Consider the following 23,614-nt stretch of genomic DNA (forward strand, 5'->3'; position numbering starts at 1 on the left):
GCGGGGCTGTATCGATATGCGGCTCCGCCGCGTGGGCGCGACCAGCCCCCACGCACCCGCAGGCGCATACGCTCTCAACCGCCCCGACGGGTAGGCGAAGGGCCCGGCCCCGAGTCACTGTGAACTCGGGGCCGGGCCCATTTTTCGGCTGAACCGCCGGAGGCTTACGCCTCGAAGACCTCACGCACCAGCTGCTCCTGCTCGGCCTGGTGGCGCTTGGCGGAGCCCACCGCCGGGGACGAGCCGTGCGGGCGCGAGATGCGCCGCAGTCGCTCGCCGGCCGGGATGTCCGCGCCGACCGCCAGGTCGAGGTGGTCGATCAGGTTGAGCGCGATGAACGGCCAGGCACCCTGGTTCGCCGGCTCCTCCTGGGCCCACAGGTACTTCTCGGCGTTCGGGTACTTGTTGACCTCCGCCTGCAGCTCGTCACCCGGCAGCGGGTACAGCCGCTCGATGCGGATGATCGCCGTGTCCGTGACACCGCGCTTGACCCGCTCGGCCTCCAGGTCGTAGTACAGCTTGCCGGCCACGAAGACGACCTTGCGGACCGCGGCCGGGTCCACCGTCGCGTCGCCGATGACGGGGCGGAACTGACCCGACGTGAACTCCTCCGTCTTCGACGAGGCGGCCTTGAGACGCAGCATCGACTTCGGGGTGAACACCACCAGCGGCTTGTGGTGCGGGTTGTGCACCTGCCACCGCAGGAGGTGGAAGTAGTTCGACGGGAGGGTCGGCATGGCGACCGTCATGTTGTTCTGGGCGCAGAGCTGGAGGAAGCGCTCGACGCGGGCCGAGGAGTGGTCCGGGCCCTGGCCCTCGTAGCCGTGGGGGAGCAGCAGCGTGACGCCGCTCATCTGGCCCCACTTCTGCTCGGCCGCCGAGATGTACTCGTCGACCACCGTCTGCGCGCCGTTGACGAAGTCGCCGAACTGCGCCTCCCACATCACGAGCGCGTCGGGGCGGGCCAGCGAGTAGCCGTACTCGAAGCCCATGACCGCGTACTCGGACAGCAGGGAGTTGTAGACGTTGTAGCGCGCCTGGTCCTCGGAGAGGTACTGGAGCGGGGTGCGCTCCTCGCCCGTCTCACGGTCGATGAGCACCGCGTGGCGCTGGCCGAAGGTGCCTCGCTGGGAGTCCTGCCCGGACAGGCGGACCGGGGTGCCCTCCAGCAGGAGGGAGCCGACCGCGAGGGTCTCGCCCATGCCCCAGTCGATCGTGCCTTCCTCGACCATCGTCGCCCGGCGCTGCAGCTGCGGCAGCAGACGCGGGTGCACGTGGAAGGAGTCGGGGATGTTGACCTGGGACTCGGCGATCCGCTTGACGACCTCCGAGGAGATCGCGGTCGGCACCGCGACCGGGAAGCCGTCCTGCGGCTCCTGGACGACTCCGGCGGCCGGCTGGGACGTAGCCTCGCGGACCTCCGTGAAGACCTTCTCCAGCTGGCCCTGGTAGTCCTGCAGCGCCTGCTCGGCCTCTTCCAGGGTGATGTCGCCGCGACCGATGAGGGACTCGGTGTAGAGCTTGCGCACCGAGCGCTTCTTGTCGATCAGGTCGTACATCAGCGGCTGGGTGAAGGCCGGGTTGTCCGACTCGTTGTGACCGCGGCGGCGGTAGCAGATGAGGTCGATCACCACGTCCTTGTTGAACGCCTGGCGGAACTCGAAGGCGAGCCGCGCGACGCGTACGACGGCCTCGGGGTCGTCGCCGTTCACGTGGAAGATCGGGGCCTCGATCATGCGGGCCACGTCCGTCGCGTACATGGAGGAACGCGAGGACTCGGGGGCCGCGGTGAAGCCGACCTGGTTGTTGATGACGATGTGGACCGTGCCGCCGGTGCGGTAGCCGCGCAGCTGCGACATGTTCAGGGTCTCGGCCACCACGCCCTGGCCCGCGAAGGCCGCGTCGCCGTGGATCGCCACCGGCAGGACGGTGAAGTCCGTGCCGCCCTTGTTGATGATGTCCTGCTTGGCGCGGGTGATGCCCTCGATGACCGGGTCGACCGTCTCCAGGTGGGACGGGTTCGCGGCCAGCGAGACCGTGATCTGCTCGCCGTCCAGGCCCGTGAAGGTGCCCTCGGCGCCCAGGTGGTACTTCACGTCGCCGGAGCCGTGCATCGACTTCGGGTCGAGGTTGCCCTCGAACTCGCGGAAGATCTGCGCGTACGACTTGCCGACGATGTTCGCCAGAACGTTCAGGCGGCCGCGGTGGGCCATGCCGATGACGACCTCGTCCAGGCGGGACTCGGCCGCGGAGTCGATGACCGCGTCCAGCAGCGGGATGACGGACTCGCCGCCCTCCAGGGAGAAGCGCTTCTGGCCGACGTACTTCGTCTGCAGGAAGGTCTCGAAGGCCTCAGCCGCGTTCAGGCGGCGCAGGATGCGCAGCTGCTCCTCGCGCTCCGGCTTGGAGTGCGGGCGCTCGACGCGGTCCTGGATCCACTTGCGCTGCTTGGGGTCCTGGATGTGCATGAACTCGATGCCGGTGGTGCGGCAGTACGAGTCGCGCAGCACGCCGAGGATGTCGCGCAGCCGCATCATCGACTTGCCGGCGAAGCCGCCGACCGCGAACTCGCGCTCCAGGTCCCACAGGGTGAGGCCGTGCTCGACGATGTCCAGGTCGGGGTGCTTGCGCTGGCGGTACTCCAGCGGGTCGGTGTCGGCCATGACGTGGCCGCGGACCCGGTAGGAGTGGATCAGCTCGAAGACGCGGGCGGCCTTGGTGACGTCGTCGTCGTGCGAGGCGTCGATGTCCTTGAGCCAGCGGACCGGCTCGTAGGGGATGCGCAGCGACTCGAAGACGTCGTCGTAGAAGCCCTGCTCGCCGAGGAGGAAGTTCGCGACGATCCGCAGGAACTCGCCGGAGGCGGCGCCCTGGATGACCCGGTGGTCGTAGGTCGACGTGAGCGTCATGACCTTCGAGATGCCGAGCTTGTTCAGGGTGTCCTGGGAGGTGCCCTGGAACTCCGCCGGGTAGTCCATGGAGCCGACGCCCATGATCACCGACTGGCCGGGCATCAGACGCGGCACGGAGTGGACGGTGCCGAGGCCGCCGGGGTTGGTCAGGGAGACCGTGACACCGGTGAAGTCGTCCATCGTCAGCTTGCCGTCACGGGCGCGGCGGACGATGTCCTCGTAGGCCTGCCAGAACTCGAAGAAGTTCAGCGTCTCGGCCTTCTTGATGCCGGCGACGACGAGCTGGCGGTCGCCGTTGGGCTTCACCAGGTCGATGGCCAGGCCGAAGTTGACGTGCGGCGGCTTGACGAGGGTGGGCTTCCCGTCCTTCTCCGCGAAGTGCCAGTTCATCGACGGCATGGCCTTGATGGCCTGGACCATCGCGAAGCCGATCAGGTGCGTGAAGGAGATCTTCCCGCCCCGGGCGCGCTTCAGGTGGTTGTTGATGACGATCCGGTTGTCGAACAGCAGCTTCACCGGGACCGCGCGGACCGAGGTGGCCGTCGGCAGCTCCAGCGAGGCGTTCATGTTCTTCGCGACCGCGGCGGCCGGGCCGCGCAGCGTGATCAGCTCGGGGCCCTCCGGGGCCGCCGTGGCGGGCGCGGCCTTGGCCGTCGGCTGAGCGGGCGCCTGTGCGGGCGTCGCCGGCTTGGCCGGGGCGGGGGCAGCGGCCGGTGCCGCGGGAGTGGGGGCCGCAGCCGCGGCGGCGGGCTTCGGGGCCGCAGGGGCGGGCGCGGGGGCGGCCGGGGCCGCGGGCGCGCTCGGGGCCGGGGCAGCCGTGGTGGTGGTTCCTGCGGCCCCCGCGGCCGCAGTACCCGCCGGGGCCGCGGCGGCAGGCGCGCCCGGCTTGTAGTCGGCGAAGAAGTCCCACCAGGCACGGTCTACCGAGTTCGGGTCCTGGAGGTACTGCTGATAGATCTCGTCGACGAGCCACTCGTTGGGACCGAACGCAGCAGCGGGGTTCTTCCCGGCTGGGTCGTCGGTCGAGATGCTCGAGTTACTGGGGGACTGTGGCGACACGGCGGCAACCGCCCTCTTCCGCTTCACAAGGTTATGGACAGCGGGAATAAAGGCTACGCCTCCGAGACCGGGAAGGTCAGGTCGGGCAGGTTCATCGTCGCGTAAGTCACATCAGAAATCTTGTTTCAGGGCTTGATATGGCGGGAAACAAGCGTGGTTCCGGATGTGAGCCGAGGTGTGCGGGATCGCCGAGCGGGGCCCGGCGCGACTCGCTCGGGCGTGCGTCGCGGGGCCGTCCCTGATCACACGTGTCCGACTGCGGGGACGCTCGTGGATCTTGTGGCTCCGGTTCGGACTTTACGTCAACCCGGGATGGAAGTCAGTCCCGGAAGGGTGACGATGATCCTGCAGCCCCGCTCGGATTCGGCCACACCGATTCGGCCGCTGTGCAGATCCACCGCCCACCGGGCGATCGCGAGGCCGAGCCCGGTGCCGCCGTCGCTGCCCGGACCGTGCGGCCGGGTCACCGAGCCGCGGTTGAACCGCTCGAACACGCGGTGCCACTCGGACCTGGGGATTCCGGGCCCCTCGTCCAGCACCTCCAGCTCCAGCGACTCCGGCTGCGGCCCGCGCCGCGCCCTCACGGTGACGCGCCCGTACGGCGGGCTGTGCTTGACCGCGTTGTCGATCAGGTTGGCGACGACCTGGTGGATGCGCTCGGGGTCCGCGTGCGCGGTCAGCTCCGGCGGGGAGACGTCCAGGTGCAGATGTACGTCGGTACGCGTGTGGCTGCCGGAGCCGGAGGCCATGCCCGCGCGCGCGGAGGCGACCATGTTGGCCTCCTTCAGCACGCCCGACAGGTACGGCCACACCTCGAAGCGGCGCAGCTTCAGCGGTACGACGCCGTTGTCGAGCCGGGAGAGGTCCAGCAGGGTCTCGACGAGCCGGCCGAGCCGCTCGGTCTGTTTCAGGGCCGTCCGCATGGTCTCCGGGTCGGCCTCGGTGACCCCGTCGACGATGTTCTCCAGCACCGCGCGCAGGCCCGCGATCGGGGTGCGCAGCTCGTGCGAGACGTTCGCCACCAGCTCCTTGCGCTGGCGGTCCTGCGCCTCCAGCTCGTCGGCCATGACGTTGATTGTCTGGGCCAGGTCGCCCAGCTCGTCACGGCGGTTCTCGCGGACTCGTCGGGTGTAGTCGCCCTGCGAGATCGAGCGGGCCACCAGGTTCATCTCGTCCAGCGGCGCGGTGAGTGAATGGGCCACGAACTGCGTTATCAGCAGTGTGGCGATCATCGAGAAGACCGTGATGAAGCGGAGTTCCGTCTTGGTGTGCACCGCGACGATCGAGAGACCGGTGGTGATCAGCACCGAGATGACGACGAGTGCGCCCAGCTTGGTCTTGATCGAGAACGGGCGTACGCCGCCCCAGGGATCCTCCCCGGGGCTCCTCCGTGCGGCCTCCCGCCGTTCGCTCATGGCGTCGGTGTCTCCAGCGCGTAGCCCACGCCGTGCACGGTACGGATCCGCTCGGCGCCGATCTTCCGGCGCAGCGCCTTGATGTGGCTGTCCACCGTCCGCGTGCCCGACGCGTCCGCCCAGTCCCACACCTCGGCCAGCAGCTGCTCCCGGGAGAGCACCGCGCGCGGGGTGTTCGCCAGGCACACCAGCAGGTCGAACTCGGTGGGCGTGAGGTGGACGTCCTCGGACTTCACCCGCACCCGGCGCTGCGCGTGGTCGATCTCCAGCTCGCCGAGGCGCAGGATGCCCGAGCGGGGCGTGGACGCGGCGACGACCGCCCGCTCCACGCGTCGCAGCAGGACGTGCACCCGCGCGGCCAGCTCCCGCATGGAGAACGGCTTGGTCATGTAGTCGTCGGCGCCGACGCCGAGCCCGACCAGCATGTCCGTCTCGTCGTCCCGTGCGGTGAGCATCAGCACCGGCACCGGGCGCTGGGCCTGCACGCGCCGGCAGACCTCCAGGCCGTCGAAGCCGGGCAGCATGATGTCGAGGATCAGCAGGTCGGGCTGCCAGGCCTCGGCCGTGTCGACCGCCGCGGGGCCATCGGACGCGGTCTGCACGAGGAATCCCTCGGCGCGGAGCCGGGCCGCGATGGCGTCGACGATCGTCGGATCGTCCTCGACGACCAGCACGCGGCGCTGCGCGCCCTGGGTCGTCGTGGCCGCGCCGGTCTGGGAGGTGTGTGTCTGCTCCATCGCCCGCCCCTGTTGCTTTCCGGAATCCGTGGGGTGATCCCATGACTGCGATTGACGCTTGAATGATCGGCGTCAGGGCAGCACATTACGGGGACTCACCGCGCCGTCGCTATCCAGGTCGGACGGCGAGGTGTACGGCGTCCGGAACGCCCCGGGCAACGGGGACCTCTTCGGTACGCACCTGACGGAACCCGGCATTCCACATGGTTCCTTCAAATTCCGGAGAGGGCTCGGCAGACCATACCGCCAACACCCCGCCCGGCCTCAACACCCTTGCACACGCAGCGAGTCCGGACGGCGAGTAGAGGCCGTCGTTGTCCTCGGTGACGGTCCAGCCCGGGCCGTTGTCGATGTCGAGACACAGGGCGTCGAAAGTGTCCGATGTCTCATTGACGTAAGTGACGAGATCCGCCTCGACGATCTCGGTGCGGGGATCGGCGAGCGCCTGCGCGGAGACAACCGACAGCGGTCCGTCGCTCCGGTGCCAGTCGATGACGGCCGGCTCCCGCTCCACGACCGTGATCCGGCCCCATCTGCCGGGATCCGCCGCGGCGTGTGCGAGCGAGAATCCCACCCCCAGTCCGCCGATCAGCACGTCCGGTGCCGGGCGCCCGTCCAGGGCGTCGTACGCGGCGTCGACCAGCAGCCGCTCCGAGCGGCCGTCGGAGGTGTCCATGAGGAAGCACCCGTTGGCGATGATCTGCAGCAACTCGCCGTGCCTGCGCAGCACCACCTCCCCGTACGGGCCTTCGCGTCGGTCGAGGACCTCAGGAGTGTCGTAGACGGCAGTCATACGCCCATCCTCCTCGAACGAGGCCTTGCGTTCACAGGAATTGACCACGAACCCACGGGTAACAGGTTGCGGGGCGGTGCGGGGCAGCGCGGCGCGACTGCCGCCGCACGCCGCCACCGCGCGCCTCGTGCGCGCCGCCGGCAGGGGGCGGACGCGTTTGAAGCTTCTGAGGTTGCTGTGAATCCGCTCTCGCGTGGCGTCGGTCATAGACAGCGGCCGCGGGAACACAAAGGGTGGGGCGCAACGGAAGGAGCGCCTCACCGTGGAACGGATCGTGACTGGGCCTGCGACGGCCGCGTCCCCGCCCCTGGGCACGCCCCTTCCCGCCAACTCCCTGCCGGATGTCGCCGGCCTGCTCGACGGAGTCCCACGCCAACGCGAGCTGCCCGCCCCGGCCACGACGCAGGCCCCGGCCGCGACTCGTTCCTCCTTCCGGCCCTGGTACCTCCTGCCGACCCCCACCGGCACCCCGTTCACCTTCGCCTACGCGTCCCTCCTCGCCCTCACCTCGCTCGTGGCGGACTGGGCCGACCCCGCCCTGATGCACACGCTGTACCAGGCCTCCAGCACCGACGTGGCCCACCTGGTGCGCACGCCGGTGCTGGTGCTGCTGGCGAGCGCGCTGTGGATCGCGGGCGGCATCGTGTCGCCGTACGCGGGCGCGTTCGTGCTGGTGCTCACCGCGCTGGAGCGGCGGATAGGCGGCGCCCGGGCGGCCTGTGTGTTCCTGGCGGGCCACGTCCTGGCCACCCTCGCGACCGAGGTCCCGGTGGGCCTCGCGGTCCTGTTCGGCCACCTTCCGGACACCTCCCTGCACCGCCTCGACTACGGCATCAGCTTCGGCGTGGCCGGCAGCATCGGTGCCCTGTCCGGCCTGCTCACCCCCTGGGTCCGCTGGCCCCTTCTCACCCTGGTCGCGAGCACGCTCCTCGACGACCTGATCGCCTTCCAGGACCCGATGACCAACTGGGGCCACCTGATCGCCCTGAGCATCGGCATCGCCGGCTGGCCACTGGTGCGACGCTGGCGCTTCCCGTCGACATCCCCGGGTCCGGTCAGCAGAGGCTGAGCTGTTCCCCCTCCGAGGGCGGCAGGAGTATGTGCCGTATCCGCTCGACACCGGACCGCCACGGGTAGCCCTCGGATTCCTCCCACAGGGCCAGCAGCTCGGACGGCTCGGTCACGACCCGGTCGAGGGCTTGTAGTGCGAGTGGCCGCAGAGACGTGAGATCGGGGAGGGGTTCCTCGGGCCCGTAGTGCGGCGAGGGGATGTCGCCGCCCGGACACTGGGCGGCGACCAGCGCGGCCGCCGCGACGGCCTCCTCCGCCCCGGGTGCTTCGAGGTAGTCGTCGGTGTCGACGGCTCGCACCAGCGCGTCGCGAACCATTCCCACGCGCTCGTTCAAGGCCGCGTCGTCGAGACCGTTGCACCAGTCCGCGGCGGTGTCGTTGTCAAAGGGTCCCGTGTCCCAGGTGCCCATGGGGTCCTCCCCGTTCGTGCTGACGTCCGGGCATGCTGGCAGGCCCCACTGACATCACCTCTGGTCTGCAACAACATCCCGGTCACCGGCCGATCGCTCACAGCGAACACGAACCCGGGAACATTGGCGGAGCCCCGTGCATTGAGTCGGCATAGCTCAAGTTGACTGCCTAAGGGGAGATCATGGCTGCTGAGTCCACGGCGTTCACGCTCGTGCTGCCCGTGCTGCCGCTCGACGACGAGGTCGTGCTGCCCGGGATGGTGGTTCCGCTGGACCTGAGCGACGCCGAGGTGCGGGCCGCGGTGGAGGCCGCGCAGGCCGCCGCCCGGTCGGAGCCCGGGAAGCCCAAGGTTCTGCTGGTTCCGCGCATCGACGGCACGTACGCCAAGACCGGTGTGCTGGGCACGGTCGAGCAGGTCGGCCGGCTGGCCGACGGCGACCCCGGGGCCCTGATCCGCGGCCGCGGCCGGGTGCGGATCGGCGCCGGTACGACGGGTCCGGGCGCGGCGCTGTGGGTCGAGGGCGCGCGGGTCGACGAGACCGTCCCCGACCCGCTGCCCGGGCATGCCGCCGAACTCGTCAAGGAATACAAGGCCCTCGCCACCAGCTGGCTGAAGAAGCGTGGCGCCTGGCAGGTCGTGGACCGCGTCCAGGCCATCGACGACGTCTCCGCGCTCGCCGACAACTCCGGGTACTCGCCCTTCCTCACCACCGAGCAGAAGGTCGAGCTGCTGGAGACCGCCGACCCGGTTGCCCGCCTCCGGCTCGCAGCCCAGCAGCTGCGCGACCACCTCGCCGAGCAGGACGTGGCCGAGACCATCGCCAAGGACGTCCAGGAGGGCGTCGACAAGCAGCAGCGCGAGTTCCTGCTGAGGCGTCAGCTCGAGGCCGTCCGCAAGGAGCTGCGCGAGCTGAACGGCGACCAGGACGGCGAGGAGTCCGACGACTACCGCGCCCGCGTGGAGGCCGCCGACCTGCCGGAGAAGGTCCGCGAGGCCGCCCTCAAGGAGGTCGACAAGCTGGAGCGGTCCTCCGACCAGTCGCCCGAGGGCTCATGGATCCGCACCTGGCTGGACACGGTCCTGGAGATGCCGTGGAACGAGCGGACCGATGACAGTGCTTCCGCGTACGACATCCAGGGCGCCAGGGCGATCCTGGACGCCGAGCACGCGGGTCTGGAGGACGTGAAGGAGCGCATCACCGAGTACCTGGCCGTCCGCAAGCGGCGCAGTGAGCGCGGCCTCGGTGTGATCGGCGGGCGGCGCGGCGGGGCCGTGCTCGCGCTCGTCGGCCCTCCCGGCGTCGGCAAGACCAGCCTCGGCGAGTCCGTCGCGCACGCCATGGGCCGCAAGTTCGTCCGCGTCGCCCTCGGCGGCGTCCGGGACGAGGCGGAGATCCGCGGCCACCGGCGCACATACGTCGGCGCGCTGCCCGGCCGTGTCGTGCGTGCCATCAAGGAGGCGGGGTCGATGAACCCCGTGGTCCTGCTGGACGAGATCGACAAGGTGGGGTCGGACTACCGGGGCGACCCGGCCGCGGCCCTGCTGGAGGTGCTGGACCCGGCGCAGAACCACACCTTCCGGGACCACTACCTGGAGGTGGAACTGGACCTGTCCGACGTGGTCTTCCTCGCCACCGCCAACGTTCTGGAGGCCATCCCGGAGGCGCTCGCCGACCGTATGGAGATCGTCCGCCTGGACGGCTACACCGAGGACGAGAAGGTCGTCATCGCCCGTGACCACCTGCTCCCGCGCCAGCTGGAGCGGGCCGGCCTGGCCAAGGACGAGGTCACCATCGACGAGGGCGCGCTGCGCAAGCTCGCCGGCGAGTACACCCGCGAGGCGGGCGTGCGCACCCTGGAGCGCTCCATCGCGCGGCTGCTGCGCAAGATCGCGGCCCAGCACGAACTCGGCGAGCGGAAGCTGCCGTTCACCGTCCGGGACGAGGATCTCCGCGCGCTGATCGGGCGTCCGCACCACGTGCCCGAGTCCGCCCAGGACCCGGCCGAGCGCCGTACGTCCGTGCCGGGCGTGGCGACCGGTCTCGCGGTCACCGGAGCCGGTGGCGACGTCCTCTTCGTCGAGGCGTCCCTCGCCGACCCGGAGACGGGCGCGGCGGGGCTGACCTTGACCGGCCAGCTCGGCGACGTGATGAAGGAGTCGGCGCAGATCGCGCTGAGCTTCCTGCGCAGCCACGGCGCCGAACTGGAGCTGCCGGTGGCCGACCTGAAGGACCGGGGCGTGCACATCCACTTCCCGGCGGGCGCGGTCCCGAAGGACGGACCGAGCGCGGGCATCACGATGACCACGGCCCTCGCCTCCCTGCTCTCCGGGCGGCTGGTCCGCACCGACGTGGCGATGACCGGCGAGGTCTCGCTGACCGGCCGGGTGCTGCCCATCGGCGGTGTGAAGCAGAAGCTGCTCGCCGCCCACCGCGCCGGGGTGACCACCGTGATCATCCCCAAGCGCAACGAACCCGACCTGGACGACGTCCCGGCCGAGGTGCTGGACAAGCTCGACGTCCACGCCGTGACCGACGTCCGCCAGGTCCTGGAACTGGCGCTCGCGCCCGCCGTGAACGGCGCGGAGCCGGAGGTTCCCGTGGCGGCGTGACGGACGCCATGGGATGAGGGAAGGCCCGGGTCCCGTGAGGGAGGCCCGGGCCTTCGCCGTGCCGTGGACGAGGGCGGTCGTGGACGAGCGCTCATATGGATCAACTGGGTAGAATTCAGGCGTGAGTGGGCAGGTGGTGCAACCCTCCGGCCCGATCGGGACGGAGATCGCCGGCTACCGCGTGGAGCGCGAGCTGGGCCGCGGTGGCATGGCCGTCGTCTACTGCGCCCAGGACCTGCGCCTCGGCCGTACCGTCGCCCTCAAACTCCTCGCCCCCGAGTACACCCGCAACGACGCCTTCCGCCGCCGTTTCACCCAGGAGTCACGGGTGGCCGCGGCCATCGAGCACCCGCACATTGTGCCCGTCTTCGAGGCCGGCGAGACCGACGGGATCCTGTACATCGCGATGTGCTTCGTGGACGGCATGGACCTGCGCGCCGTGCTCGACCGCGACGGCCCGCTCCCCGTGCCGGCCGCGCTGCGCATCGCCGCCCAGCTGGCGTCCGCGCTCGACGCGGCCCACGAGCACGACCTGGTGCACCGGGACGTCAAGCCCGGCAACGTCCTGGTCACCAAGGGCGTCGACAGCGATCACCCCGAGCACGTCTACCTCACCGACTTCGGGCTGGCGAAGAAGTCCCTGTCGCTGACCGGGTTCACCACCGCGGGCGAGTTCGTCGGCACCCTCGACTACGTGGCGCCGGAGCGGGTCGCGGGCCGCCCCGTGGACGGCAGATCCGATCTCTACAGCCTGGCCTGTGTCGTCTACGAGACCCTCGCGGGCGCACCGCCCTTCCGCCGGGACGACGACCTGGAGCTGCTGTGGGCGCACCAGTACGACCCGCCGCCCCTGCTGAGCGAGGAGCGGGCCGGGGTCCCGGCGGCCGCCGACGACGTCCTGTGCAGGGCGCTGGCCAAGGCCCCGGACGACCGCTACGGCACCTGCCTGGAGTTCGTCGCGGCCCTGCGCGCCGCCCTGGCCGACTACGGCCCGCGGCGCCGTACGCCCACGCTGGTGGACGCCCGTGCGGCCGAGGCTCTCCCTGCCGCCGACCCGGTGCCCGCCCCGCCGGCCCCGCCCGCACCGCCCGACTGGGCCGGCCCGGTCCTCGGGGGACCGGCGTCCTAGGCGCGCCGCGCTAAATACCGGGCGCTTCCCTCCTCGTCAAGTCCCGAGTCCTCGGAACGTGACCGCGTTCTGGCATTCCGGCCTACTTGAAGCACGGCCCCACCGGAGAAACCGGAAACCGAAAAAGGGCCCCGAATCAAGTAGGAGAAAGTCATGAAGCGCATCAACGAGAACCGCGAGGCCGTCCGTACCAAGCGAGGTTTCCGCCTCTCGACGATCGTCGCCTCGGCCGTGGTCGTCGCCGGCGGAATCATCCTCCCGGCCGCCGCCGCCTCGGCCGCCCCGATGCCCGACTCGTCGACCGTCACGCTGGTGGCCAAGCACCACGACAAGCACGACGGTGACCATCACAAGAAGCTGAAGAAGGCCAAGAAGGGCAACGCGACCGGCGGCAACGGCGGTAATGCCACGAGCAATGGTGCCGGGGATGCGACCGGTGGTAATGGCGGTAACGCCACGAGTAATGGTGCCGGGGATGCGACCGGTGGTAACGGTGGTAACGCCACGAGTAATGGCAAGGGTGATGCGACCGGTGGTAATGGCGGTAACGCCACGAGTAATGGCAAGGGTGATGCGACCGGCGGTAATGGCGGTAACGCCACGAGTAATGGTGCCGGGGATGCGACCGGTGGCAACGGTGGTAACGCCACGAGCAACGGTGGCGGGGATGCGACCGGCGGTAATGGCGGTAACGCCACGAGCAACGGTGGCGGGGACGCGACCGGAGGCAACGGAGGTAACGCCACTTCCAACTGAAGCCCACGTCGCTGACAGCAGCGAGTGAGCGACGGCGGATCCGGGTGGCGCGGTCAGCGGCCGCGCCACCCGATCACCGGCCACGAGCCTCCAGTCCCCCAGTCCCCCAGTCCCCCCGCAATCCCGACCGCCCCCCTCAAGAAACGGCACCCCTCATGACCCGCAACGTCCGCAAGAGCAGCCTGGCCGTGGCCGCCGCCGCCCTCCTGTTTCCCCTGGGCGCAGTCCTGATCCCCGCAGGCGCCGCCTTCGCCGCCCCCGCGCCGTACAGCGTGACCGCATCGGCGAAGGGCGACGACCACGGCAGCAAGGACCACAAGAAGAGCGACGATCACCACAAGGACGACCACGGCAAGAAGCACGGCGATCACGGGGACGGGAAGCACGGCGACCACGACACCTGCGAGGCCGGCAACGCCACAGGGGGCAACGGCGGCAACGGCACCGGCGGCGACGCCACGATCTGCACGGCTCCGGGCGGTACCGGCACCGGCGGCACCGGCGGCCGGGGCAGGGGCTCATGCGGCGGCAAGGGCACGAACGGCCGCAACGGCACCGGCACCAACGGCAACGACGGCCCGCCGTGCCCCGACGACCACAAGCCGGAGCCGTCCGGCGGCGACACCGGCAGCACCTCCACACCGGAGACGCCCGCCCCGGAGACGTCCGCACCGGCCGACCCCGGACCCGCTGCCCCGCCGGACGTGGTCGTCAACTGAACAGGAAGAAGGCCGAACACAGAGAAGACCGCACACACAGAAAGCCGACCGATCACTGCCCCGCCCTCCCCGGCGGGGCATTCCCATGTCAGCTCGGGGTCAGCGTCTGCTCCGCCCACACGGTCTTGCCGACCCGGTCGTGGCGGGTGCCCCAGCGCTTGGCGAGCTGGGCGACCAGCAGCAGGCCCCGGCCGCCTTCGTCGAAGATCCGGGCGCGCCGCATGTGCGGAGTGGTGCCGCTGGAGTCGTAGACCTCGCAGATCAGGGTGGAGTCCTGGTGGATGAGCCGGAGCTGGATGGGCGGTCGGCCGTACCGGATGGCGTTGGTGACCAGTTCGCTGACCATCAGCTCGGTGGTGAAGGCGGCCTCGTCAAGACCCCAGGCGCTCAACTGATCGCTCGTGTGCTTACGGGCCCGGGCCACCACGGAGGGATCGCTCTCCAGCTCCCAGGCGGCGACCCGGTCGGCGTGCAGCGCCCGGGTGCGGGCGACGAGCAGGGCGATGTCGTCGTCGGGGCGGTGGCTCAGCAGCTCGGTCAGCACCCGGTCGCACACCGCGTCCAGCGTCGGCGCGGGGCGGCCGAGCGCGCCGAACAGCTTGTCCAGCGCCTCGTCGATGTCGTGGTCGCGGGCTTCGAGCAGCCCGTCGGTGTAGAGGGCGAGCAGGCTGCCTTCGGGCAGTTCGGTCTCGAAGGCCTCGAAGGGCAGCCCACCGAGCCCCAGCGGCGGACCGGGGGGCACGTCGATGAAGCGGACGGTGCCGTCCGGGGTGACCACGGCGGGCGGCGGATGGCCGGCCCGGGCGAGCGTGCAATGGCGTGAGACCGGGTCGTAGACCGCGTACAGACAGGTGGTGCCGATGCCCCCGGCGGTCTCGGCCGCCGGGTCGGCGCTGCCCTCGTCGGCGGCCAGCCGCAGGACGAGGTCGTCGAGGTGGGTGAGCAGCTCGTCGGCGGGCAGGTCGACGTCGGCCAGGGTGCGCACCGCGGTGCGCAGCCGGCCCATGGTGGCGGAGGCGCGCATGCCGTGGCCGACGACATCGCCGACGACCAGGGCGACCCGCGCCCCGGACAGCGGGATCACGTCGAACCAGTCGCCGCCCACACCGGCCTTGGTGGCCGCGGGCAGATACCGGGTGGCGATGTCCAGGGCCGCCTGGTCGGGCAGCGTGTGCGGGAGCAGGCTGCGCTGCAGGGACATGGTGGTGGTGCGGGCGCGGGAGTAACGGCGGGCGCTGTGCAGGCCGGTGGCCGCATGCGCCGTGAGGTCCTCGGCGATCCGCAGATCCTCCGGGCCGAACGGCTCGGGGCGCCGGTGGCGGCCGAAGAGGGCCACCCCGAGGGTGCTGCCCTCGGCGAGCAGCGGCACCAGCATCAGCGCGCGCGTGCCGTAGGCGTGCAGCCACCCGGCCGCCGGGTCCACGGCCGCCCACGCCGCGATCAGCGGGTCCGAGGTGTCGTAGAGGACGGCGTTGCCGGAGGCCAGGCAGTCCGCCGGGGGCGAGCCCGGCTCGTAGGCGATCGCCTGGCCCACCCCGGCCCCGGACGCGCTCACGGCGTCGTCCGGGACGGCGCGCAGCGCGGCGCGGCGCAGGACCACCGGGCCCGCGTCGGCGGGGTCGGCCGGGGAACGCGGGGCGTCGAGCAGGTCCACGGCCATGAAGTCCGCGAGCCGGGGGACCGTGGCCTCGGCCAGCTCCAGCGCGGCGCGCCCGAGGTCGGGAGCCGTACCGGCGTGCGCGCCGGTCTCGCCCTCGGTGCCCTGCCGGGCGGACTCCGGGGCGCGCCGGTGCGCCGCGAGGCAGACGGCGCGCACCCTGCCGGTGCCGTCCTTGAGCGGGGTCAGGACGGTGGACAGGCCCAGGTCCGGGACGAGGCCGGTCCGCACCTCCTGGGGCTCCCCGGTCTCCAGCACCTGGCGCATCGTCCGGTCGGCCTCCTCGCTCGCGGGACCGGGTGAGATGTGGGTCAGGCGCAGCCCGCGCATCGCCGCCTCGGGCAGGGACAGGGCGCGTTCCAGGCGGCGGTTGGCGCGCATCAGGCGCTGCTCGGTGTCGAAGATCGCCAGCGGGAAGGGGGACTGGATGAACGTCCACTCCTCCAGCGGTTCGCCCCGGGGCGGCTGGGGCCGGCCCGCCACGGCGGTCACCACGAGCCAGTCGACGGCCCCGGTGTCCGACGTCCGGCGGTGGGCGAGGAGCCCCTGCTCCACGCGCCGGCCGTCCCGGTGCCGCAGGGGCACGGTCCCGTTCCACCGGTCGCGCCCGGCCAGGGTCCGGCGGGCCGAGCCGGCCTCCGCGGCGAGCAGCGCGGACGCGGGCCCTCCGACGACCTCCGAGGCCTCGTGGCCGAGCAGCCGCCGGGCGCCTTCGCTCCAGCTGGTCAGGATGCCCTGCTCATCGATGGTGGCCGTGGCCGTGTACGTCGACTGTCGCTCCATCGCCGCTCATCTCGCCCTTGCTCGGCAGGCTCCTCTCCAGCATGATCCCGGCCGGCGCGGAGCACCAACGCAGCGCACGGCGGCCGCCCGCGGGGGACGGCCGCCGCACCCGCACGGCGGCGGCTAGCCGTTGGCCAGCGCCACCACGCGGTCGAGTGCTCCATTGAACTTGTCGTGGTCGCCGACGGTCGGGCCGGAGGAGGTGTACTGCCACATCGTGTAGTACGACCAGCCCGCGGGCAGCGTCCCCGGGTCCGAGGCGTAGCGGGCGATCCACAGCGGGTTGTTCACGGCGAAGCCGCCGTAGTTGCCGGTGCACTGGCTCCACCAGCTGGTGGCCGTGTAGATCACGGGGTACCGGCCCGTACGCGCCCTGTAGGTGTTCAGGAAGTCGGCGATCCAGCTGACCATCCCGCCGGCGGACTTGCCGTAGCAGGCGGCGCCGTACGGGTTCCACTCGATGTCGAGCGCGCCGGGCAGGGTCTTGCCGTCGCGGGACCAGCCGCCGCCGTGGTCGACGAAGTAGTTCGCCTGGGTGGCGCCGCTCGTGGTGTCCGGGGTCGCGAAGTGGTAGGCGCCGCGGATCATGCCGACGTTGTACGAGCCGTTGTACTGCTGCGCGAAGTAGGGGTTCGTGTAGTACGTGCCCTCCGTGGCCTTCGTGTAGGCCCAGCGGACGCCGCTGTTCCACAGAGTGCTCCAGGCGACGTTGCCCTGGTGGCCGGAGACGTCGACACCCTCGGTCTGGGTGACGTCACCGGTGGAGGGGGTGCCGTTCTGTCCGTCGTGGGCGAGCACTCCCATGCCCAGGTACGCCGAACCGCGGCTGGGTGTGCTCGCGGCCTGGGCGGTGGTGAGGGGGAGGGCCAGGGAGAGCGCCGCGAGCAGGGCGGTGACCAGGACGGCGAGCGGACGCAGGCGGGGGGAACCGGGTCTGTGCACGGGCATGACGTGCCTCCGAGGAGTGAGGTGGGGGGCCGTGGAGTGACCGCTGATCCACTGGCGTGGGCATGCCATTTATTGCCTGCTAAAGAAGCTACGCACGTAGATGACGGCGTGGGAAGGGGGTCCGGAGGCTGCCGTTGGTCTACGCCTGCGAAATACTTACGGAGCTGCGGCAATGACGGCGTCTGGCAGAAACTTTCAGAACAGCGAAACCGATCAGGGGTGCTGACGTGCACGAGGACGGAAACAGCGACGGACATCGGGTCACCGGCCAGGTGACGCCGAGTGGTGCAGACCAGGAATTCCTGGCGCTGGAGCGCGAGTTGACCGTGCTGCTCAGGCGTGCCCGGGCCAATCAGGGCGAGATGGCCCGCGAGGTCCACCCCGACCTGGAGTCCTCCGCGTACGGCCTGCTCATCCGCCTCGACGAACTCGGCGGCCAGCGCGCCACCGAACTCGCCGCCTACATCGGCGTCGGCAAGGCCACCATGTCCCGTCAGCTGCGCGCCCTGGAGGAGCTGGGCCTGATCGCCCGCGAGCCCGACCCCGCCGACGGCCGCGCCTGGCTGGTGACCCTGACCGACGAGGGCCGCGGCCGTGTCGGCAAGGTCCGCGAGGCCCGCCGCGCCCGCTACGTCAGCCAGCTGGCCCACTGGGACCGCCTGGAGGTGGCCGAACTGGCCCGCCTGCTGCACCAGTTGAACACCGTCATGGAGAAGTAGCCGGCACTCCGGGGCGGGCCCTGCGAGAGGCCCCACGACAGGCCCTACGGCAGGCGGTCTACGACAGACGGTCTACGACAGGCGGCCTGCGACGGGCCCTAAAGCTCGACGTACACCGCCGTCGCGTCGTCGTGGGTTTTGCTGCGGCCGAGGAACGCCCGCTCCTCCCGGTCCGCCGACTCCAGCTCCCGTACCCGCTCGACCAGGGAGCGGGTGCCCTCCTTGGCGACGAGGTCGAACAGGGCCGTCCAGTCACCCTCGTGGAACTTCTCCGTCCAGCGCGTCGCGCCGTCCGTCAGGGCGGCCAGGGCCCGTACCCCGTGGCGGGGGAGGGTGCCGGTGACCGCGCGGGAGGCGACCGAGGGGTCGGCGGCGGCCGTGAAGAAGCCGCCCTCCTTGTTGCGCAGATGCGCGTCGATCAGGGCGTCGGTGGCCAGCGCGGAGCGGGGCAGCCGGTCGAGCCGGTCGTCCAGGACCGGGGTGACCGCGCCGTCGGGCGACTGCAGGAGCAGCACGGAGTCGGACAGGACCAGGTACTCCACGGTCTCGTCGGACCAGCGGGTCAGGACCACCGTCGCCTGGGGGGTTCGCGGGTGAGAAAGCTCACAGGTTCGCGCATGGGCCTGTGCGGTCCGGGCGATCGCCCGCGAGAGAATCTCCGGGAGCGTCAGATCTCGCCCGGAAACGGTCAGTTCGGTCAGTGCGCCGCCGAGCCGCGCCGTGAACCACGGGACCGAATGCAGACACCCCGTCCCGTCCCGTGGCGGCGTCACTCCGTCCAGCAAGATCACGCAACCCCCCTGACCGGACGCGGGTAGTCCGACTCCGGCGAAGTCCTCGTTGGGTCGGGTCGGGTCGCCTGCTTCCGAAACGAGATCAGTGCGCATTCAGCCAGTCTGCACGACCCCTTCACAGGCTTCGCCAAAGACTGGCAAGCACCCTCGAATTGGCACAGCCCCGCAGGTCAGGCGCCTGGTTTGGGGGTAAATGACACACTCCGGGAAGACGTGGTGGCGAATACTGCCAAAGCCTGACGCGCACGTCCAACCGGCCCACCGCACAAGGGCCCTGCACACGCCACAGGAACTTGCCCGCCAACTCCCCTCCGATGTTCACTCCTTCGGGTGGCGGGTCAGGTGATGCACGGCCACTGCCCACCGGCGCTGGAAGGGTCGGGAACCGTACGAACCGGGGGTGTACGCACCACTTGGTACCGAGATCACGGGGCGCCACCCGGGCCCTTGGGTAGACGAGTTCAGGAATGCGAGCACCGGTGCAGATGAAGCGGCCTCGGCGCACAAACAAGCAGACGGCCCCCGAGGGGGTCGCCGAGCAGACCCCCGTGGGCACCGGCCGCCCCACTCATGTGCGCACCCGGCTGATCGTCGCCGTGGCCGTGGTGGCCGCGGCCATCGCAGGAGCGGGAGCGCCCGCGCTGCTCACCGCCTCCCAGGACCTCAGCGACTCGCAGGACCTGGTGACGCTGGCGGCCCGCACGCAGGACGCGCTCACGCTCGCCCACTCGCTCGCCGACGAACGCGACGAGGTCACGGCCTACATCGCCGCCGGCCGCCCCAAGGCCAAGGCGCCCTCCGAGCAGCGCAGCGCCCGCGTCGACCGCCAGGTCGACGACCTGCGCGCCGACAGCGACACCCCGGCCGCGCTGCGCACCGACCTCGACGCCATCGCGGCCGTGCGGCGCGCCGCCCTCACCGGCAAGACGAACGCGCTGCAGACCCACCAGGCGTACTCGGCCACCATCAGCGAGCTGCACCGGCTCGCCGACGACCTGGCCGACCAGCTGCCCCCGCGGGCCGGCTCCGGCGCCTACTCCCTCGCCGAACTGGACTCCGCCGTCCAGCAGTCCGCGGCCGCCCGCGGCCTGCTGCTGGCCGCGCTGAACATCCCGTCCAGCACCCAGACGGTGATCAACCCCACCACCGGTCTGCCCACCACGACCACCACTACGAACGAGGCGGACCGGAGGCAGCGCGACGCGCTCACCGCCGCCGCCCAGCAGGCCCGCCTGCGCGCCGACGCGGCCCTCGCCGACTTCCGCGAGAAGGCCCCCAAGGCGGCGGTGGCCTCGTACGACTCCACGGTCACCGGCCCCGAGGTCAACTCGGCGGAGAAGTACCTGGCCGCCCTCACCGACCAGCCGACGTTCACCGGCAGCGAGTCGACCACCGGCGTCAAGAAGCTGGACGCGGCCCTGTCCGCCCGTGTCGACCTGATGCGGGGCGCCGAGTCGGCCCTCTACGACCACCGCACCAAGGACCTCGCGGCGCTCCGGGACGACGACGTCACCGCCCTGGAGATCCGCGTCGCCGTCCTCGGTGTCCTGATGCTGGTCACCGTGGGCATCGCCACCGCCATGGCCCGCACCCTCACCCGCCCGCTGTCGGTCCTGCGCCGCGGCTCGGCCCGCCTGGGTGAGGCCGAGGACCCGGTCACCCAGGAACCGATCGCCTTCACCGGCCGCAACGACGAGTTCGCCCAGGTCGTCCGCTCGGTCAACGCCCTGCACGCGCACGCGGTCGCCCTGCACGAGCAGACCGCCGCCGCGCACGAGCGGGTCACCACCCTGGAGACCGACCGCAAGCACCTGGTGGGCCAGCGGCAGGAGATGGCCGACGCCCGCGAGGAGCTGCGCGCCGAACTCGACGAGTCGGCCGCCCAGCTGGAGCGGCTGCGCGGCAGCATCGGCGGTACGTTCGTCAACCTCGCCCTGCGCACCCTGGGACTGGTCGAGCGCCAGCTGGCGGTCATCGAGGGCCTGGAGGAGCGCGAACAGGACCCCGAGCGGCTCGCCACCCTCTTCAAGCTCGACCACTTCGCCACGGTCATGCGCCGCCACAGCGAGAACCTCCTGGTCCTCGCCGGCACCGAACACGTCCAGCAGCACCACGGCCCGGTCCCGCTGGTGGACGTCGTACGGGCGGCGGTCAGCGAGATCGAACGCTACGAGCGGGTCCGCATCGCCGCCCTGCCCCCGCACGCCCATGTCGCGGGCTTCGCGGCCGACGACCTCTCCCACCTGCTCGCCGAACTCATGGAGAACGCCACCTCGTTCTCCCCGCCGGACCTGCCCGTCGAGGTCTCCGGCTGGCTCCTCGAATCCGGCGAGGTCATGCTCTCCGTCCAGGACGAGGGCATCGGCCTGGCGGGCGACCGGCTCGACCGCCTCAACGCCCGCCTCACCGACTTCGACCCCGCCTCGCCGTACGACCAGGAGGGCGAGGCCGGCCTCGGTCTCGGCCTGTACGTCGTGGCCCGCCTCGCCCACCGGCACGACGTCCGCGTCCGGCTGCGCGAGCAGAAGCAGGGCGGGGTGGCGGCGGTCGTCGTCCTGCCCCAGTCCCTCCTCGCCGAGGCCCCCGCGGCGGCGGTCCCCCCCTCGGCCGGACTCTCGGACACCAGCCAGACCATCTCCTTTCCCGGCGCCGACGCCGAGGCCAACTCCAACGTCCTGCACGCCCGCACGAAGGACCCGGACAAGGACACGGACCCGCTGGTGGCGCTGGCGGAGAAGCTCGCCCGCGAAGCGGAGGCCCTGGAGGCCCACACCAGGCCGGAGCCCGACGAGCCGACCACCGAGGGATCGGCAACCCGCCCGAAGGAACCGGCAGAAACCTTCGCCGAAACAACGATGGAGCTACTGCTCCCGGACACCCCGACAGACTCCGAGACCACCGAGTCCCACGACGCCCCCGAGTCCGCCGACGCGCCCGAGTCCCACGACGCACCCTCGGCCCACGAGGCACCGGAGTCCCGCGAGGCCCGCGCGGCTTCCCATGTACGCGAGGCCCAGGGCGCACCTGAGTCCCACGATGCGCCCGCGGTTCACGAGGCACCTGAGGCTCGCGGCGCCCGCGCGGCTTCCCTCGCGTCCGAGTCCTACGGCGTGCCCGAGTCCCACGATGCGCCCGTGGCTCACGAAGTATCTGAGTCCCGTGGCGCCCGCGCGGCCTCCCGCGCGCCCGAGGCCCACGGTGCGCCCACGGACTCCCACGCACCCGCAGCCGCCGACGGCGAGCGGGCCCCGCTGGGGCCACCCGCACTCGACGACGAAAGCCGCACGGGTGGTGGGGGTGGGAGCGAGGACGCCGAAGGCGAAGCCGAGGCGCTCACCAGCAAGGGCCTGCCCAAGCGCACACCCAGGATCACCGCGCCCACAGCCCCGCCTCGCCAGCGCAGCGCATCCGTGGACGCCGAAGCCCTCCGCCGCAGACTCGGCGGCTTCCACCAAGGAGCACAGGCCGGCTACAGGGACGTAGAGGCAGAGATCGCCACACACACCGAACACGCCACGGGGGGCACAGCCGAGGAGGCAAGCAGTTGACCGCGCCCAGTACCTACGGCCTGAGCAGTGAAGCCCGCAACCTGCACTGGCTGCTGACCAACCTGGTCGAGGAAGTACCCGGCATCCAGTCCGTCGCAGTCGTCTCCTCGGACGGCCTGCTCCTGCTCTCCTCCGACCCCGCCCGCACCGCCGAGTCCCGCCGGAGGAAGGCGGCGAAGGGCCCCCGGGGCTCCTCCGCCGACCTGGCGACCATCGTCTCCGGCATCGGCAGCCTCACCATCGGCGCCGCCGGTCTCCTGGACTTCGGCGGCGTCAGGCACACGATGATCGCGATGGACGAGGGCAGCCTCTTCGTGATGTCGATCAGCGACGGCTCGCTGCTCGGCGTGCACGGCTCCGCGGAGTGCGACATGAGCGTGGTGGCGTACCACATGGCGCTCTTCGTCGGCCGCGCCGGCCACGTCCTGACCCCCGAACTCCGCAGCGAGCTGCGGAAATCCCTGGAGGCCGAGCCGACGACGACGGGGAGCCCCCGATGACCGGCCCGGCCAAGAAGCACAAGCAGCAGCTCCCGGTCCGCGGCGGCGACCGCAAACCCGCCCGCGTCCGCCCCTACTCGCTCACCGGCGGTCGTACCCGCTTCGGCCACGTCCTCCTCGTGGAGACCTTCGTGGCCGCCCTGGAGGCCCCCGAGGAGCGCAGGGAACTGACAAGTGCGCCGCTCTCCGCCCGGGTCATGCCCGAGATGCGGGCCATCGTCGAACTGTGCCGCCGTATGCGCACGGTGGCCGAGATCGCCGCGCTGCTGAGGATGCCGCTCGGCGTGGTCCGCGTCCTGCTGAGCGATCTCGCGGACCAGGGAAAGATCCGTGTGTACGGCACCGGAACGGGTCACGGCACCGGCCGCCCGGACCGCGTTCTGCTGGAAAGGGTTCTGAGTGGACTCCGCCGTCTCTGACGCCACCGGCGTCACCCCCCTCGTCGCCGGTTTCGCCGAGCCCGACGAGGACCTGAAGGCCTGGCAGAAGGACCGGGACCGGGCCCCCGTCGCGACGAAGATCGTGGTCGCGGGCGGCTTCGGCGTCGGCAAGACCACGCTGGTCACGACCGTCTCGGAGATCACACCGCTGCAGACCGAGGCGCTGATGACCGAGGCGAGCGAGGGCACCGACGACCTCTCCGCCACGCCCGGCAAGCTGACCACCACGGTGGCCATGGACTACGGCCGCATCACCCTCGACGACGACCTGGTGCTCTACCTGTTCGGCACGCCGGGCCAGCAGCGGTTCTGGTTCATGTGGGACGACCTGGTGCGCGGCGCGATCGGTGCCGTCGTCCTGGCCGACACCCGCCGCCTGAAGGACTGTTTCCCCGCACTGGACTACTTCGAGAGCTGCGGACTGCCGTACGTCGTCGCGGTCAACCACTTCGACGACAGCGAGCTGTTCGAGCCGGAGGACGTACGCGAGGCGCTGACCGTCCCCGCGCACGTCCCTGTCATGATCATGGACGCGCGGCGCCGGATCTCGGTGATCGAGACCCTCCTGGCCCTGGTGGGCCACGCGCTGGACGAAACCCCCGAGTAGTCCCC

18 protein-coding genes are annotated in these 23,614 nt (G+C 71.2%); 10 read left to right on the top strand and 8 right to left on the bottom strand.

Annotated features, from left to right (window positions below; genetic code table 11):
* Positions 1-164 precede the first annotated feature (164 nt).
* From ACFYZZ_RS28340 to ACFYZZ_RS28355, 4 genes are all read right to left on the bottom strand, one after another.
* Positions 165-3,971 carry a multifunctional oxoglutarate decarboxylase/oxoglutarate dehydrogenase thiamine pyrophosphate-binding subunit/dihydrolipoyllysine-residue succinyltransferase subunit gene (locus tag ACFYZZ_RS28340; RefSeq protein ID WP_389181533.1) on the bottom strand — a complete coding sequence of 1,269 codons (3,807 nt, stop codon included), beginning with the start codon at positions 3,969-3,971 and terminating at the stop codon, positions 165-167.
* 302 nt (positions 3,972-4,273) lie between these two features.
* Positions 4,274-5,386 carry an ATP-binding protein gene (locus ACFYZZ_RS28345; protein ID WP_389181536.1) on the bottom strand — a complete coding sequence of 371 codons (1,113 nt, stop codon included), beginning with the start codon at positions 5,384-5,386 and terminating at the stop codon, positions 4,274-4,276.
* Positions 5,383-6,123, bottom strand: coding sequence for a response regulator transcription factor (locus ACFYZZ_RS28350; RefSeq protein ID WP_389181539.1), 741 nt, complete (start codon positions 6,121-6,123; stop codon positions 5,383-5,385). The genes ACFYZZ_RS28345 and ACFYZZ_RS28350 overlap by 4 nt, the downstream gene beginning before the upstream one ends.
* Positions 6,124-6,232: 109 nt before the next feature.
* On the bottom strand, positions 6,233-6,916 hold the full coding sequence (locus tag ACFYZZ_RS28355) for a spermidine synthase (protein ID WP_389181542.1): 684 nt from the start codon (positions 6,914-6,916) through the stop codon (positions 6,233-6,235).
* A 262-nt stretch (positions 6,917-7,178) separates the two neighbouring features.
* Here ACFYZZ_RS28355 and ACFYZZ_RS28360 point away from each other — a divergent pair, with 262 nt between their 5' ends.
* Positions 7,179-7,985, top strand: a complete 807-nt coding sequence (locus ACFYZZ_RS28360) for a rhomboid-like protein (protein WP_389181545.1) — start codon at positions 7,179-7,181, stop codon at positions 7,983-7,985.
* Here the strand turns inward: ACFYZZ_RS28360 and ACFYZZ_RS28365 are convergent.
* Positions 7,972-8,397, bottom strand: a complete 426-nt coding sequence (locus ACFYZZ_RS28365; protein WP_389181548.1) for a DUF4259 domain-containing protein — start codon at positions 8,395-8,397, stop codon at positions 7,972-7,974. The genes ACFYZZ_RS28360 and ACFYZZ_RS28365 overlap by 14 nt on opposite strands.
* Before the next feature lie 182 nt (positions 8,398-8,579).
* Here ACFYZZ_RS28365 and lon point away from each other — a divergent pair, with 182 nt between their 5' ends.
* From lon to ACFYZZ_RS28385, 4 genes are all read left to right on the top strand, one after another.
* Entirely contained in the window at positions 8,580-11,009 is a 2,430-nt protein-coding gene (gene lon, locus ACFYZZ_RS28370) for an endopeptidase La (protein ID WP_389181551.1), read from the top strand.
* 121 nt (positions 11,010-11,130) lie between these two features.
* A complete protein-coding gene (locus ACFYZZ_RS28375; protein WP_389181553.1) occupies positions 11,131-12,138 on the top strand; it encodes a serine/threonine-protein kinase in 1,008 nt (335 codons plus the stop codon).
* Between the two features lie 153 nt (positions 12,139-12,291).
* Positions 12,292-12,894, top strand: coding sequence for a hypothetical protein (locus tag ACFYZZ_RS28380; RefSeq protein WP_389181556.1), 603 nt, complete (start codon positions 12,292-12,294; stop codon positions 12,892-12,894).
* Between the two features lie 155 nt (positions 12,895-13,049).
* Positions 13,050-13,613 carry a hypothetical protein gene (locus ACFYZZ_RS28385; protein ID WP_389181559.1) on the top strand — a complete coding sequence of 188 codons (564 nt, stop codon included), beginning with the start codon at positions 13,050-13,052 and terminating at the stop codon, positions 13,611-13,613.
* An 88-nt stretch (positions 13,614-13,701) separates the two neighbouring features.
* On the opposite strand, the gene ACFYZZ_RS28390 is transcribed toward ACFYZZ_RS28385, so the two are convergent.
* Positions 13,702-16,053 carry a SpoIIE family protein phosphatase gene (locus ACFYZZ_RS28390; protein WP_389181560.1) on the bottom strand — a complete coding sequence of 784 codons (2,352 nt, stop codon included), beginning with the start codon at positions 16,051-16,053 and terminating at the stop codon, positions 13,702-13,704.
* Positions 16,054-16,176: 123 nt separating this feature from the next.
* Positions 16,177-17,001, bottom strand: coding sequence for a lysozyme (locus tag ACFYZZ_RS28395; RefSeq protein WP_389181562.1), 825 nt, complete (start codon positions 16,999-17,001; stop codon positions 16,177-16,179).
* 227 nt (positions 17,002-17,228) lie between these two features.
* Here ACFYZZ_RS28395 and ACFYZZ_RS28400 point away from each other — a divergent pair, with 227 nt between their 5' ends.
* Positions 17,229-17,720 (top strand): MarR family winged helix-turn-helix transcriptional regulator, encoded by a 492-nt coding sequence (locus ACFYZZ_RS28400; RefSeq protein ID WP_389181564.1) that lies wholly within the window; start codon positions 17,229-17,231, stop codon positions 17,718-17,720.
* Positions 17,721-17,818: 98 nt separating this feature from the next.
* On the opposite strand, the gene ACFYZZ_RS28405 is transcribed toward ACFYZZ_RS28400, so the two are convergent.
* Complete coding sequence (locus ACFYZZ_RS28405) at positions 17,819-18,607, bottom strand: hypothetical protein (protein WP_389181567.1); 789 nt, start codon at positions 18,605-18,607, stop codon at positions 17,819-17,821.
* 386 nt (positions 18,608-18,993) lie between these two features.
* Here ACFYZZ_RS28405 and ACFYZZ_RS28410 point away from each other — a divergent pair, with 386 nt between their 5' ends.
* Genes ACFYZZ_RS28410 through ACFYZZ_RS28425 form a run of 4 tightly spaced genes read left to right on the top strand, consistent with a single transcriptional unit; the run spans position 18,994 to position 23,609 of the window.
* Positions 18,994-22,062, top strand: a complete 3,069-nt coding sequence (locus tag ACFYZZ_RS28410) for a nitrate- and nitrite sensing domain-containing protein (RefSeq protein ID WP_389181910.1) — start codon at positions 18,994-18,996, stop codon at positions 22,060-22,062.
* Complete coding sequence (locus ACFYZZ_RS28415) at positions 22,059-22,562, top strand: roadblock/LC7 domain-containing protein (RefSeq protein ID WP_389181570.1); 504 nt, start codon at positions 22,059-22,061, stop codon at positions 22,560-22,562. Before ACFYZZ_RS28410 ends, ACFYZZ_RS28415 begins: the two co-directional genes overlap by 4 nt.
* Positions 22,559-22,981 carry a DUF742 domain-containing protein gene (locus ACFYZZ_RS28420; protein ID WP_389181573.1) on the top strand — a complete coding sequence of 141 codons (423 nt, stop codon included), beginning with the start codon at positions 22,559-22,561 and terminating at the stop codon, positions 22,979-22,981. The genes ACFYZZ_RS28415 and ACFYZZ_RS28420 overlap by 4 nt, the downstream gene beginning before the upstream one ends.
* Positions 22,962-23,609, top strand: coding sequence for an ATP/GTP-binding protein (locus tag ACFYZZ_RS28425; protein ID WP_389181576.1), 648 nt, complete (start codon positions 22,962-22,964; stop codon positions 23,607-23,609). The genes ACFYZZ_RS28420 and ACFYZZ_RS28425 overlap by 20 nt, the downstream gene beginning before the upstream one ends.
* Positions 23,610-23,614: the final 5 nt, after the last annotated feature.

It is taken from the genome of Streptomyces sp. NPDC001816 (genome assembly GCF_042892235.1).
GTDB lineage: Bacteria > Actinomycetota > Actinomycetes > Streptomycetales > Streptomycetaceae > Streptomyces.